Source organism: Pseudomonas sp. S2_H01, from assembly GCF_054668305.1.
This window is the reverse complement of sequence record NZ_CP162756.1, coordinates 3,173,194-3,189,839: the sequence shown is the minus strand read 5'-3', so window position 1 is coordinate 3,189,839 and position 16,646 is coordinate 3,173,194. Positions and strand designations below refer to the sequence as shown.

Here is a 16,646-nt window from a genome sequence, read left to right as displayed (position 1 = left end):
TGGCTCCTGACACACGCGCGTCAAGAATCAGTTCATGCCCGGCAGTTTTACCGTCGGTTTAATATCGTTCTGCACAACCGATGCCAGCGGAGCCACGACGCCCTGGCTTTTTAGCAAGGTGCCGATGTCGGCTTGAATGCGGTATTGGGTGTACGTTTTCAGGCTCTGCAGTTGCACCAGACGCTGCTGCGCGGTGAACAATTCGTTCTCGCTGTCGAGAAGGTCGAGCAGAGTACGCTCTCCGAGGCTGAATTGCTGCTGATACGACGTACGGACGCTGGTCGCCCGATCAACGTACTGCTGAGCGATCGGCACTTGCTGGGAGGCGTTGTTGAAGGCGTTCCAGGCCAGGCCCAGTTCTTCGTTCAACTGACGCAGTGCGTTGTTGCGGATGTCCAGCGCCTGCGATGCCAGGTACGACTTGGACGTCAGGTCGGCCTTGTTGCTGCCACCGGCATACAGGTTGAACTGCATGCGCACCATCGCTTCCCAGCCATTGTTGTGGCCTTCGTCGCCGCCGACGTTGTTGTCGGCGTTACGGCCCAGGTCCAGGTCGAAGCGCGGGGAAAAGGTCGACTTGGCCGCGCTGTACTGCTTCTCGGCCGCGGCGATGTCCGCTTCAGCCGAGCGCAGCACAGGGCTGTTGTCCAGCATCTGACGACGCGCTTCCTGCAGATCGGCTGGCATCAGCGCGAACGGCGCCGGCTTTTCCAGCTGATCCGGCACGATACCCACGGCGCTCAGGTAGTTGGTCTGGGCGTCAGCCAGGTTGGTCTGTTCGGTGATCAGGTTGTTCTGGGCCTGTGCCAAACGGGCGTCGGCCTGATCCATGTCGGCCATTCGTCCGACACCACGACTGGTGCGCAACTTGATCTGGTCGTAGATACGCTGGTGACTTTTAAGATTTTCTTCGGCCAGGCGAACCATCTCGCGCTGTGTAAGAACATCGATATAGACCTGCGCAACTGTCAAAGCAGTGCGCTCGGAAGTATTCAACAAAGAGTACGCCCGAGAATTGGCGGTGGCTTGTTGACGCCCAACTTCGTTACTTGTCGCGAACCCATCAAAGAGCATCTGACGAAGACGTATGGCAGACTCGCCGCGGTTCATGGTCTTCCAGTCGTTGTTGCCACTTTCCGCACGCGTCGACGGGGTGTCAGATCCCGCACGGCCGTACCCCGCTGTCACATCGACACGCGGCAGGTAACCCCCCTTCGCTGCACGAACCGCGTAGTCCTGCGCGATACGGGCGTTGACGCCTGCCTGGACCTCAGGGTGTTCCTGCATGGCCTTCTGCATGGCTTCTGGCAGGGTTTGTGCCTGCACGAAGCCGACTGTCAGAACAAAGGGTACAGCAGTGAGAAATTGCACACGCATGTTGGTTCTTCCCGAGAACGTACTTGTTCGAAAACGCAGTATTGATAACTGCATTGCAAGAGAGGCTTGTGTAGGAGATCGGCGGCGTCAGGCTGTTCTGAAGGGTCTCTGGGAGCGAACAACAGAAATACACGATCTCAGAAAATATCAATGTGACATTACGGGGGCGATTGTTTAGGATGTCGCCGAATAGGTCAATAGTTTGGCAGAAAGTTAATGAGTATCCGGAAAAAAGGATGCAAATAAATTGACGTCAAATAATTAACAACAACTAAATCAAACCCTTAGTTGTTTGACGTCAACGTTTTGAACAATTTACGTACTCCAATATGAAGCAGCCCACCTTGGGCAGGCCGGCATGATGGATACCAACTGATCGGTAATCTCGGAGAGTCACCCCCATGAGCAGTGTTGTTGCCATCGTCAAAAGCATTGTTGGCCAAGTAGTCGCAGTCTCCCCGGAAGGGATTCGTCGTGTGCTGATCGAGGGTGACCGGCTGTTGGCCGGCGAGCAGGTGCTGACCGGGCCGGAAGGTTCAGTCACCCTGCAACTGCCTGATGGTCGTCAATTGGACATGGGCCGTGACAGTCAGTGGAGCTCAGACGCCCCGACGTCCACCACCAACCTGGCGGAAGCCACCGAGCAGGCCGCGCCGTCGGTTGCTGAACTGCAACAAGCCATCGCCGCGGGCGCCGACCCGACCAAAGACCTGGAAGCCACCGCTGCGGGCCAGACCACGGGCTCTACCGATGGCGGCAACGCCGGCGGCGGTCACAGCGTCGTGATGCTGACCGAGACGGCAGCCGTGGTGAACCCGAACATCGGCTTCAACACCAACGGCCTGGGCAACAACGCAGCCACCGCCACCGAACAGGACGCTGGCGTTCCGCAGCGCGCCTCGACGTTGAGCCTGACCGCAACGCCAACCCTGACCGAAGCCGGCGGCGCGCTGGTGTACACAGCATCCGTCACCCAGGCGCCGCTCAGCGACCTGACCATCACTCTGTCCAACGGCTCGGTGATCGTGATTCAGGCAGGCCAGACCTCCGGCAGCGTGACTGTGCAGATCCCGAACGGCAACACGCCGTACCTGGACGCCCACGACGTCACCACCACCATCACCGGCACCACCGGCGGTTCGGGCCTGGTGCTGACCACCAATCCGGCGCCAGCGGTCACGACGATCACTGACACCATCGACACCACCGTTGCCACCATCACCGGCAGCACGCAGGTCACCGAAGGCCAGACGGCGACGTACACCATCAGCCTGAGCAACCCGGCGCAGACCGAGGTCACCGTTAACCTGACCTACAGCGGCACTGCGGCCGACGGCAGCGACTACACCAAAGTTGTCAGCGTGAAGATTCCGGCCGGCGCCAGCAGCGCCACGTTCGATCTGGCAACGCTCAACGACACGATTCCGGAAGGCGTGGAAAACGTCACCGTTTCGATTGGTGCAATCACCGGCGGCAACTTTGAAAACGTCGTCGTCAGCGGCACTAACGGCAGCGTCACCACCACCATCGTCGATAACGATGCGCTGCCCGTGGTTGACCTGAACGGTTCCGCAAATGGCATCAATAGCGAAACCACCTTCACCGAAGGCACCAATGCCGGTGTTCCGATCGCCGCAGACATCAAGGTCAGCGACGTCGACAGCCCTACCCTGCAAGGCGCCAAGATCACCCTGACCAACCCCCAGGATTCTGACAGCCTGGTCGTCGGCAGCCCGAACCCGAACATCACGGTCACCACGACGACCGTCAACGGTCAGATCGTCCTCACCCTGACCGGCACCGCGACCGCTGCCGAATACGAAGCTGTGATCAAATCGATCACCTTCCACAACGACAGCAACAACCCGAGCGTGGCTGACCGCAACATCACGGTAACCGTCAACGACGGCCAGAATGACTCCGTGCCGGTGAACAGCACCGTTCACGTAGTCGCTGTCAACGACGCGCCGACCATCACCTTCGAAAACGCGACCTACGTCGAAAACGCCGAAGCTCAATCGCTGGTCAACAACCTGCAGATCAAAGACGTCGATGGCGACACCCTGAGCGGCGCGAAGATCACCCTGACCGGCATTCAGGCTGAAGACCTGATCGCTTCCGAGTACTACAAGGGTGGCACCGAAGGCAATACCGGCCTGGGCATCAGCTACACACTGAGCAATGGCCCGGACGGCAGCATCATCATCACCTTGAGCGGCAATGCCTCGGTCGCCGACTACACCAAGCTGATCAACTCGATCACCTACGCCAACAACAGTGACGACCCATCGGCCACGCCACGCGGCGTGAAAATCGAAGTCACTGACGTCGACGCGCACGGCACCAACAACCAGTCTGGCAGCCACACGGGCGAAATCGACATCACGCCGGTCAACGATGCACCGACCGTGGCTGCTGCTTCGGGCAACGGCGACGAAGACGGCATGATCAAAATCGTGCTCGGCGGCGCAGACGTTGACGGCAAGATTGACCATTTCAACCTGGTCGACATGGCGGAACACGGCAAGTTCTACGCCGACGCGGCCGGCACTCAAGAGCTGACCAGCGCCAGCGACATCGCGGCCGCCAACAACAGCGCCACCATCTACTTCAAGCCGGACAAAGACTGGAGCGGCAAAACCGACTTCACCTACACCGCTGTCGATAACCAGAACCTGGGCGCCGTCAAGCCAGCCGCCGGAACCATAACCGTTGCGCCTGTCACTGACATGCCTGACCTGGTGCTGGTCGGCGACAAAACCGTTGCCTCTCTCAACGTCAACGGCCACACAACCGGCTCGATCGGAGACATCTCGGGCGGCGCATGGCACACCGATAACAGCGGCGACGTCGTTGAAATCAGCCAGCCGGGCACCTATGGCGTCGCAGGCAACGCGCAAAACACCGCCGTTATCGAGCTTGAGCGCAACCCGGGCGACCCGAGCAACCTGTACACCAACATCGATGCCAAGGCGGGTGCGACCTACACGATTTCGGTCGATTACTCCGTGCGTGCAGGTGCAGAAAGCAACTCCCTGATCAACGTTTACTGGGGTGGCAAGCTCGTCGGCACGCTGAACAACTCCGTCACCGGTATCAAGACATACACGTTCGACGTTCCGGTGACGACCGACGGCAATGCCAAACTGGAATTCAAAGCCGGTGACAGCAACTCCCTCGGCGGCGTAATCAACAACATCAGCGTCACCGAGCACCTGAACACCGGGCTTGAAGACAACGCCATTCTGCTGTCGACCATCAAAGCCAACACCACCGACATCGACGGTTCGGAAACCCTGACCCTGAGCCTGAAAGGCCTGCCGGCGGGTTCGACCCTGACCGACGGCGTTCACACCTTCAGTGCCACTGCCGGCAACACGTCCACCGACATCACGGGCTGGAACCTGAGCGCGCTCAAATTCACGCCGCCGTCCAACCTCAGCGGCGATATCCAGCTGACCGTGACCGCCACGGCACAGGACGGCGCGGCCGCACCGGTCAGCAAAGAGCTGAACTTCAACGTGCATGTCATCGCCGTGGCAGACGCCCCGACCGTCACCACCACGACCGCACTGGGCGCTGAAGATTCGCAGATTCACCTGAACATCGGCACCGCGCTGGTCGACACCGACGGCTCTGAGTCGTTGAACCATTTGACCGTGTCCAACATTCCGCTGGGCGCCACGTTGACCGACGGCGTCAACAGCTACACCTCCATCAAGACCGGCGACGGTGCCGTCATCATCGACGGCTGGGATCTGAGCAAACTGACGATCACACCGCCGAAGGATTTCAACGGCCAGTTCACCCTGCAGGTCAGCGTCACGTCGACCGAAACCACCGGCCAGTCGGCCACGACCACCCAGCCCTTGACCGTCACCGTTACCCCGGTCAACGACGCACCGGTTCTGGACCTGAACGCTGCCGACGGTGCGGATCAGACCGGCTACGCCCTGACCTACGTCGAAAACGGCAAGCCTTTGAGCATCGCCGGTAACGTGTCGATCACCGACGTGGACAACGCCACGCTCAAAGGCGCCACCGTTACCCTGACCAATGCCCAGGCCGGCGACGTTCTGGCCATCAGCAGCCAGTTCGGCATCAAAGCCACTGTCAGCGGCATCGTGAACGGCCAGATCACCATCACCCTGAGCGGTGAGGCGAGCAAGGCGTCTTACGAGAAGATCATTCAGTCGATCACTTACAAGAACACCAGTGACAACCCAAGCACCGCTGACCGCACCCTCAACGTGCAGGTCAACGATGGTCAGTCCGAGCACAACCTGTCCAACGTCGCGACCACCACCATCAGCGTGACCGCCGTCAACGACGCACCGGTTGTCGACCTGAACGGTCCGTTCCTGCCGGGCAACAACACCGTCACTCTGCCGTACGTCGAGAACGCAGCGCCGGTCAAACTGATGCCGCTGCTGACCCTGAGCGACCCGGACAGCCCGAACCTGCAAAGCGCCACCGTGACCATCAAGGACGCGCAGGCCGGCGACAAGCTGGTGTTCGACACCACCAACAGCAAGATCACCATCACCTCGGAAACCGTCAACGGTCAGCTGGTCTACACCCTCAAAGGTGCGGCAAGCCAGGCTGAATACGCGGCCGTGCTGAAATCCGTGGCCTTCGTCAGCGAAGGCGAAGACCCGGTTGGCGGCAACCGTGCGATCACCGTTCAGGTCAACGATGGCCAGGACAGCTCCAACGTCGCGACCGCCAACGTCACTGTGATTCCAGTGAACGACGCACCGACACTGGACCTGGACCCGAACGCCTCGGGCACCGGTTTCACCACCGCGTACACCGAAAACGCGCCAGGCGTCAGCATTGCCGGCACCAACGTCAAGATCGGCGACGTCGACAACACCAACATGAAAGGCGCGGTCATCACCCTGACCAATGCCAAGGCCGGCGACGTGCTGTCGGCGCTGGATCAGTTCGGCATCCACGCCACCGTGCTGGACACCCGTGTCCTGAACGGCAAGATCACCGTGATCCTGAGCGGCTCCGCTGACCTGGCTTCGTACCAGAAGATGATCCAGTCGATCACCTACAGCAGCACCAGCGAAAACCCGGACACCACTCCACGCAAGATCACCATCAGCGTCAACGATGGCGAGGTCCTGAACAGCCAGTCGAACACCACGACCACCACGATCAACGTGACCGCAGTGAACGACAAGCCGGTGGTCGTCGTCGGCGACAACACCTACGTGGAAAACCACGACGCGGTGTCCATCGCCAATGGCCTGGTGATCAAGGACGTGGACAACTCCACGTTGAGCAAAGCGGTCATCACCCTGACCCACATGTCGCCTGAAGACCTGATCGGCTCCGGCCACGATCTGGGCGGCGGCAAGACCGACCTGGGCATCGACTACAGCGTGTCCGGTCCGGACGCCAACGGCACCCTGACGATCACCCTGACCGGCAACGCCAGCGTCGCCAACTATCAGGCGCTGATTCAGTCGATCCAGTTCGTCGCGTCCGGCAACAACCCGACGCCGGGCGACCGTGGCGTGCAGATCAGCGTCACCGACACCGGCCTCAAGGGCGACAACGTCGGCACCGAGACCTCGGTTCTGGTGGACGGCAAGATCACCGTCGTGGCGGTCAACGACGCACCTGAAGTCAGCTTCAGCAGCGTGTCGTACACCGAAAACGGCGCGCCGATCCAGTTGGTCAAAGACCTGCAGATCACTGACGTCGACAGCGGCCAGCTGAGCGGCGTGAAGATCACCCTGACCGGCGTTCAGGCTGAAGACCTGATCGTGTCCAAGTACTACAAGAACGGCACCGAGGGTGTCACCGAGCTGGGCATCGCCTACAAGCTGAGCACCGATGCGAAGGGCAACGTCGTCATCGAGCTGAGCGGCAAATCGTCGATCGCCAACTACGAAACCCTGATCAACTCGCTGACCTACCAGAACAACAGCGACAACCCGAGCACCGCGCCACGCGGCGTGACCATTGCCGTAACCGACGCCGATGCCCATGGCACCGACAACCAGACCGTGACCGTGGGTCACGCTGATCAGGTCACGGTAATTGCCGTCAATGACGCACCGGTTCTGGACCTCAACGGCCCGGCCGGCGGCACCGCCAGCACCACGTCGTTCACCGAGAACGGCAGCGCGCTGAAAGTCATGCCGTACATGGTCATCAACGACCCGGACAGCCCGACGCTCAAAGGCGCGACGGTCAGCTTCACCAACCCGCAGGACGGCGACAGCCTGTACTTCGCCAGCACCAACGCGAAGATCACCGTCACCTCGGCCACTGTCGACGGCAAGCTGGTGTTCACCCTGACCGGCGAGGCGACTCAGGCCGAATACAACGACCTGCTGAAATCGCTGCGTTTCATCAACACCAGTGACGACCCGTCGTCCCTGAACCGCGTGATCAACGTCACCGTCAATGACGGCGTGGTCGACTCCGCACCGGCTCAGGCCGTGATCAAGGTCGTTCCGGTCAACGATGCACCGGTCCTGGACCTGGACAACAGCCCGGCGGCGACCGGCAGCGGTTACAGCGTCGGCTACACCGAGAACGGCGATGCGATCAGCATCTCCAGCGCCAACGTCGGCATTGTCGATCCGGACAACGGCACGCTCAAAGGCGCGACCATCACCCTGACCAACGCTCAGGCCGGTGACATGCTGGCGGCTGCCGACCAGTTCGGTATTCACGCCGTGGTCAACGACACCCGTACCACCGATGGCAAGATCACGGTCACCCTGACCGGCGAAGCCACGCTGGCTCAGTACCAGGCGATGATCGAATCGGTCACGTACAAGAACACCAGCGATGACCCGAGCACGATCGACCGCACCATCACCGTTCAGGTGAATGACGGCTCGGCTCAGAACAACCTGTCCAACGTGGCGACCAGCACCATCAAGGTCACCGCGGTCAACGACGCACCGGTTCTGGACCTCAACGGCCCGGCTGGCGGCAGCGCCAGCACCACGACGTTCACCGAAAACGGCACCGCGCTGAAAGTCATGCCGTACATGACCATCACCGACCCGGACAGCCCGACACTCAAAGGCGCCACGCTCACCTTCACCAACCCGCAAGACGGTGACAGCCTGTACTTCGCCAGCACCAACGCGAAGATCACCGTCACCTCGACCCTGGTCGATGGCAAGCAGGTATTCACCCTGACCGGCGAAGCCACTCAGGCTGAATACAACGACCTGCTGAAATCGCTGCGCTTCATCAACAACAGCGACAATCCATCAGGCGATAACCGTGTGATCAACGTGACCGTCAACGACGGCATCGTTGACTCCGCGCCTGCGCAAGCGGTGATCAAAGTCATCCCGGTCGACGACGCACCGGTCATCCACGCGCCGACCGATACACAGAGCATCGCGGAAGACACCGTGCTGACCTTCTCGTCGGCCAACGGCAACGCCATCACCGTGACCGACGCCGATGCGGGCAGCAGCCAGCTGCGCATCTACGTCAACGTCACTGGCGGTACGCTGGTACTCGCCAACGGCGACAGCAGCGCCCTGCACAACGGCGCCGTGTCGCTGACCGGTACGCTGAAAGAAATCAACGCGGCGCTGGAAGGCGCCAAGTTCACGCCGTCGCAGGATTCGAACAACACCAACGGCACCGCTGGCTTATCGATCTCGGTCAACGACCTGGGCAACACCGGCGCACTGCCGACGGGCTCCACCGGCCTGACCGACAGCACAACCATCAAAATCGACGTCACGCCAGTGAACGACGCACCGGTCGCCCGCGATGACGTGGGCAGCCCTGTCGTCGGAACCCTGCAAGGCAACTACTACGGCTATAAAGAAGGCACCGACGGCGGCAACCTCGGCACCATCAAGCAGGCGCTGGACTTCATCGCCTTGCACAAAGCCGATGCCACCTTCGACGCCAAGACCCTCAACTACGGCGGCAGCGCGTTCAGCAACAATCTGGGCCAATCGGGCAACCTGGGCACGTTCCTGGGCGGCGACAAGGCCTCGTTGACCTACACCAACGGCAGCAGCACCCAGACCACCACCTCCGACGCCATCGTCGAGCTGGCAGGCAAGGTCTCCATGGCCGCTGGCACCTACTCGCTGAAAGTGACGGCAGACGATGGCTACATCGTGCTCATCGACGGCAAGCAAGTGCTCGCCGTTGACGCCAACCAGTCTTCGGCCAGCAAGACCGCCAGCTTCTCGGTCACTGGCGACGGTCCGCACGACATCCAGATCGTTTATTGGGATCAGGGCGGCTACGCGCAGCTGAAAGTGGAAGTCGCGGCTGTTAATTCGAACGGCAGCGTAGGTCCATACAGCGTGTTGGGCACCAGCAACGCCATTGCGCTGGGCCACGACACCCTGACCACCCTCGAAGACCAGCCTTTGGTCATCAAGGCCGCGACCCTGCTGGCCAACGACAGCGATGTCGACGGCGACAAGCTGACCATCAACACCCTGCAAGGCCATGACCCGAAAGTAGCCTCTGCGGTCTACGACCTCTCGGGCAAGGTGGTTGGCTCCGTCATCATGGACGCCAATGGCAACGTGGTCTTCACCCCGGCCAAAGACGTCAACGGCCCGGTGACCTTCAGCTACACCGTGACCGATGGCCACGCGACCTCCAACACCGCGACCGTCACCGTCAACGTGACGCCGGTCAATGACGCGCCAGTGGCCGCCGTCACTGCCGGCAATGGTGTTGAAGACACCACAAGCACCGGTCAACTGCAGGCCTCCGATGTCGATGCTGGCGACGTTCTGACCTACGCCGTCAAAAATGCCGACAAACCAGCCGGCTTCAGTGTCGATGCCTCGGGCAAGTGGACACTGGACGCCAGCAACGCGGCGTATCAGCATCTGGGTGCCGGTCAGACGACAACCTTTACCGTACCGTTTACCGTCACGGACAAAGCAGGCCTGAGCAGCACCTCGAACCTGACCATCACCGTCACAGGTACAAACGATGCGCCAGTTGCCGCTGTCAGCACAGGCACGGCCGTCGAGGATGCCAAGGCCACTGGTCAGCTCCAGGCTTCCGACATCGACGACAACGATGTACTGACCTACACCGTCAAAGACGGCGACAAGCCAGCAGGTTTCAGCGTCGATGCCTCGGGCAAATGGACCCTGGATGCCAGCGATCCGGCGTATCAGCACTTGGGCGCAGGCGAAACAACGACTCTGACCGTGCCGTTCACCGTCACTGACAAAGCCGGCCTGACCAGCACCTCGAACCTGACCATCACTGTCACCGGCACCAACGACGCGCCTGTCGCGAAAGCCAGCACCGGCACAGGCCTTGAAGACACCACGACCTCTGGCCAGCTGCAGGGTTCGGACGCCGATAATGGCGATGTTCTGACCTATACCGTCAACGATGCCGACAAACCGGCGGGCTTCAGCGTTGATGCCTCTGGCAAGTGGACGCTGGATGCCAGCAACCCGGCGTATCAGCACTTGGCCGAAGGTGAGACGACGACAATCACCGTACCGTTTACCGTCACCGACAAAGCCGGTCTGAGCAGCACTTCGAACCTGAGCATTATCGTTACAGGTACCAACGATGCCCCGGTTGCTCAAGCGGCCACCGCTTCGGCTGTCGAAGCGCAGCACATCACCAGCGGCATCAATAACGGCGCAGCGGTCGATGGGTCGGCACTGGTCGCCACCTTTACCACCACCTCGGCTAACCAGACGATCTCCTTCGACTGGAATTTCACCGCCAAGGATTACTCGCCTTACAACGACTTCGCCTTCGTTCAGATCAACGGCCAACAAGTCGCGGTGTTGTCCAACGTATCAGCGGTAGGCGACTACGGGACTTCCGGTACGCACACCTACACGTACACGTTCTCGACGCCTGGCACCTATCAGATCGTCGTCGGCGTGGCGAACGTTTCGGACAGCTCAAACGATTCGGTCCTCACCGTTGGCAACCTGACCGGCGTTACCCTCGATACGCTGGTGGCCAATGGCACCGTCGTGGAGAACAACGGGAAGTGGACACTGACCGCAGAGGGTGCCACCGCGCAGCAAATCAGCGACTTGATCAATAAGCCGCTGCTGGTCACCGGCCAATTGGTCGCGAACGATGTCGATGACGGTTCGCACCTGACCTATGGCCTGAAATCCGGCGCTGCGGCCATTGACGGTTTCAACCTGAAATCCGACGGCAGCTGGACCTTCGACAGCAGCAACCCGGCCTATGACAGCCTGGCAGCGGGCGAAATCAAGACCATCACCATCCCGTACACAGCGACCGACGAGCACGGCGCCACCGGCAACAGCACGTTGACCATCACCGTCACCGGCACCAACGACGCGCCTGTGGCAACCGTCAGCACAGGCGCGGCCGCCGAAGACGCCAAGGCCACCGGCCAGCTCCAGGCGTCCGACGTCGACAATGGCGATGTCCTGACCTACATCGTCAAAGATGCCGACAAGCCAGCAGGTTTCAGTGTCGATGCTTCCGGCAAGTGGACGCTGGACGCCAGCAACGCGGCGTATCAGCATCTGGGTGCCGGTCAGACGACAACCTTTACCGTACCGTTTACCGTCACGGACAAAGCAGGCCTGAGCAGCACCTCGAACCTGACCATCACCGTCACAGGTACAAACGATGCGCCAGTTGCCGCTGTCAGCACAGGCACGGCCGTCGAGGATGCCAAGGCCACTGGTCAGCTCCAGGCTTCCGACATCGACGACAACGATGTACTGACCTACACCGTCAAAGACGGCGACAAGCCAGCAGGTTTCAGCGTCGATGCCTCGGGCAAATGGACGCTGGATGCCAGCGACCCGGCTTACCAGCACCTGGCGGCCGGCGAAACAACGACCATTACCGTGCCGTTCACCGTCACTGACAAAGCGGGCCTGACCAGCACCTCGAACCTGACGATCACCGTCACCGGCACCAACGACGCACCTGTCGCGGGCAATGACGTGGGCAGTCCTGTCGTTGGCACGCTGCAAGGCAACTACTACGGCTACAAAGAAGGCACCGACGGCGGCAACCTCGGTACCATCAAGCAGGCGCTGGACTTCATCGCCTCGCACAAAGCCGACGCCACCTTCGACGCCAAGACCCTCAACTACGGCGGCAGCGCGTTCAGCAACAACCTGGGCCAATCGGGCAACCTGGGCACGTTCCTGGGCGGCGACAAGGCCTCGTTGACCTACACCAACGGCAGCAGCACCCAGACCACCACCTCCGACGCCATCGTCGAGCTGGCCGGCAAGGTCTCGATGGCCGCTGGCACCTACTCGCTGAAAGTGACGGCAGACGATGGCTACATCGTGCTCATCGACGGCAAGCAAGTGCTCGCCGTTGACGCCAACCAGTCTTCGGCCAGCAAGACCGCCAGCTTCTCGGTCACTGGCGACGGTCCGCACGACATCCAGATCGTTTATTGGGATCAGGGCGGCTACGCGCAGCTGAAAGTGGAAGTCGCGGCTGTTAATTCGAACGGCAGCGTCGGTCCTTACAGCGTGTTGGGCACCAGCAACGCCATTGCGCTGGGCCACGACACCCTGACCACCCTCGAAGACCAGCCACTGGTCATCAAGGCCGCGACCCTGCTGGCCAACGACAGCGATGTCGACGGCGACAAGCTGACCATCAACACCTTGCAAGGCAAGTCGACACTGACCACGCCTGCGGACGTCTTCGACAGCGCAAATCACAAGGTCGGCACCGTGGTCATGGACGCCAACGGCAACGTGGTCTTCACGCCAGCCAAAGACGTCAATGGCCTGGTGACCTTCAGCTACACCGTGACCGACGGCCACGCCAACTCCAACACGGCGACCGTCACCGTCAACGTGACGCCGGTCAACGACGCGCCTGTGGCTGCCAACAACGCTCAGAGCGTCGCAGAAGATGCGACAGCACCGAACAATGCCGGTCAACTGGTGGCAACCGACGTCGATACGGGCGACACGCTCACCTACGCCCTGACCGCGACAACATCGACCGCCAGCGGCGCCATCACCGGCAACGCACCGACCGGCTTCGTGCTCGACCCGGCCACTGGCAAGTGGGCTATCGACACCAGCAGCGATGTCTATCAGAAACTGGGTGTCGGTCAGTCGATCACCTTCGACGTGGCATTCAATGCCACCGATAAGGCAGGCGTCGTCAGCAACACCGGGCATTTGACCTTGACCGTCACCGGCACCAACGATGCACCTGTGGCGTCCGCGACCAGCAAAGCCGTCACCGAAGACACCGTGGCGACCGGTCAACTGCAAGCCAGCGATGTCGACAGCAACGACGCCTTGACCTTCACGGTCAAGGACACCGACAAGCCAGCCGGTTTTACCGTCGACGCTTCCGGCAAGTGGACCCTGGACGCCAGCAACGCGGCCTATCAGCACCTGGCCGCGGGCGAGACCGCCACCCTGACTGTGCCGTTTACCGCCACTGACAAGGCCGGTCTGACCAGCACCTCGAACCTGACCATCACAGTCACCGGCACCAACGATGCGCCGACCGTCAACACGGCCTCGGGCGCCGGCAACGAAGACACGTTGATCACCGTCAACCTGTCCGGCGCCGATGTCGATGGCACGGTGAATCACTTCAGCCTGACGCCTTCGGCGACCATGCACGGCAGCTTCTTTACCGATGCAGAAGGCCTGCACGCGGCCGACTTGAGCAACATCGCGGCCACCAGCAACACGGCGACCCTGTACTTCAAGCCGGATGCAGACTGGAGCGGCAGCACCGCGTTCACCTACACCTCGGTCGATGATAAAGGCCTGGCGAGCGCGGGCAGTGCAACGGGCACCATCAAAGTCGCACCGGTGGCCGATACGCCAATCGTCAACCTGACTGGCGCCCAAGTGCATTCAACCGGCCTGGTTAAAGATGTATGGGTAGGCACGCTGACCGGCATGGGCAACGGTGGTAACGGCGCTGACGCGGCGACCATCAAGTCGGGCTTCAACACCACGACGCCAGCGACCACTCACACCACCGCAAGCTCCGCGGCGGAATCCGATGTGGTGCAAGGCACCGGTACCAAGCTGTCCGGCCTGATCTACCTGGAAGCGGGCCACACCTATAACTTCACCGGTTCTGCGGATGACAGCCTGTTGATCACCCTCGGTGGTAATCAGGTTGCCAGCGCTACCTGGGGTGCGGGTGCGGCAGTGACCAACGTCGGTTCGGGCTTCACGCCAACGGCGTCCGGTTACTACACGCTGGATATCTACCACTACAACCAATCGGGCCCGGGCAGCTACAGCATCGGCCTGAGCGACAAGAACAACAGCACCAACGCTGTGACCACGGTCGCGCTGGACAGCGCTCACACCCCGATCTACGCAACGGTCGACGATCTGAAAGTGTCGGGTCTGAACGGTGTCACGCTGCATGAAAACGGCACCGGCACAGGCGAGGGTTACTACACCGCCTACGAGTTGAACCACGGCACCGAAAACAACCCGATCAAACTGAGCGGCATCACGACGCAGTTCGGCGACAGCACGGACGGTTCCGAAACTCACACCGTGACCGTCACCGGCGCCCCTGCGGGTTCCGTACTGACCGACGCGGCAGGCCACAGCGTGACCATCACCGGCACCAACACGCCGGCAGATGTCAGCGCGCTTGACCTGACCAGCCTGGTCATCAAGACACCTGATTACTACAGCGGCAACTTCACCCTGCATGTCACGGCGACAGCGACCGAGGCGATCCTCACTGGCAATCCAGCGGCGGTTCCGACGGCGTCTGCCAGCCAGGACATCGTGGTGAAGGTCGACGCGGGTGTTTACAAGTCCACTGAAGGCACCGCGGGCAACAGCGTTGTCACCGGCACTGCCGCCAACGACGTGGTCGTGGCCGATGTGTCGGCAATGAAGCTGGTCCCCGGCCAGAACTACGACATCGCGTTCATGGTCGACACGTCGGGCAGCATGTCCGGCAGCCTCAGCACCATGATTGCGCAGATGAAGTCGGTGTTGTCAACGCTGTCAGCCGCCGCTCAAGGCACGGGCTCGGGCACGGTCAAGATCTACCTGACCAACTTCGACACCAGTGCTCATACAGGCATCACGGTTGACCTGACTCACGGCGGGCAGGCAGCGCTCGATACGCTGAACAAGTACCTGACCAACCTGCAGGCCAGTGGCAACACCAACTATGAGTCGGTGTTCAACCAGACCAGCGCGTGGTTCTCCAGCTCTGCGGCCAGCAACCCGGGCGCACAGATGCTGACGTACTTCATCACCGACGGTGAGCCGACCTACCACGACAACGCCAATGGCAAGGCCGTGAGCGGTGCGGCGCCAACCGAAACCATGGCGGCCTACAACGACCTGGCCACTAAAACGGCGATTGAAGCGATTGGTATCAAGACCACCACCTCGCTGGATCAGTACGACACCAACAACCACTCGCAGACCGTCATCGACGTCAGCAAGCTCAAGGATGCAATCCTGAGCAACGAGACGCTCGTCGGTCCAGGCGCTGACACCTTGAACGGTGGTGACGATAACGACATCCTGTTCGGCGACATGATCAACTACGGCACGCTGGAAGGCACCGCCGCGCTGAAGGCATTCGCGGCCGCGACGTTGAACGTCAACGTCTCGACCATCGATGACAAAGCGCTGCATCAGTTCGTCAGCACCCACGTTGATGACGTCGCCCACCTGGCCAATGCGTCGAACACGTATGAAGCCAAGTACACCCTGCTGCAGGATGGCAGCGACTCGCTGCTGGGCGGCAATGGCGATGACATCCTGTTCGGTCAGGGCGGCAGTGACCTCCTCAACGGTGGTAACGGCAACGACTTGCTGATCGGCGGTAAAGGCAACGACACCCTCATCGGGGGCGCTGGCGCCGATACCTTCGCCTGGAAAGCAGGCGACACCAACAGCGGCGGCTTTGACGTGATCAAGGACTTCAACTCGAGCGAAGGCGACAAGCTTGATCTGAGCGACCTGCTGCAAGGCGAGAATGGTAACAACGTGACGGATCTGACCAAGTACCTGCAGATCACCAACGATGGCAAAGACACCACCATTCAGGTCAGCAGCACCGGCCAGTTCGCGACCAACCCCTCGGCTACAGCAGCGGCCAACACGGCCGATGTACACATCAAGGTGGAAGGCGTGCAGTGGAACAACTCCATGATCAACTCGCTGGTCAGCGGTGCTGATCCGACCATCAAGGTCGATCATCACTGATAGCTGAGTCGCGAGAGCTGATGTACTGTGCTGGCAGCCGTCACCGATGGCTGCCAGCCTTTGCATTCATTG

The 16,646-nt window shown here is 61.0% G+C and carries 2 protein-coding genes; one reads left to right on the top strand and one right to left on the bottom strand.

Features of this window, described 5'->3' with window-relative positions; genetic code table 11:
* Positions 1-27: 27 nt before the first annotated feature.
* The gene (locus AB4N84_RS14230; protein ID WP_074757096.1) at positions 28-1,377 is read right to left on the bottom strand and encodes a TolC family outer membrane protein; all 1,350 of its coding nucleotides are present in this window, start codon (positions 1,375-1,377) and stop codon (positions 28-30) included.
* 401 nt (positions 1,378-1,778) lie between these two features.
* Here AB4N84_RS14230 and AB4N84_RS14225 point away from each other — a divergent pair, with 401 nt between their 5' ends.
* Positions 1,779-16,574: a retention module-containing protein gene (locus tag AB4N84_RS14225; RefSeq protein WP_460046784.1), complete on the top strand. Its 14,796-nt coding sequence runs from the start codon at positions 1,779-1,781 to the stop codon at positions 16,572-16,574.
* Positions 16,575-16,646: the final 72 nt, after the last annotated feature.

Bases quoted from the DNA above. Each gene is read 5' to 3' on its own strand.
- AB4N84_RS14230 (WP_074757096.1), bottom strand. From the start codon at position 1,377: ATGCGTGTGCAATTTCTCACTGCTGTACCCTTTGTTCTGACAGTCGGC.
- AB4N84_RS14225 (WP_460046784.1), top strand. From the start codon at position 1,779: ATGAGCAGTGTTGTTGCCATCGTCAAAAGCATTGTTGGCCAAGTAGTC.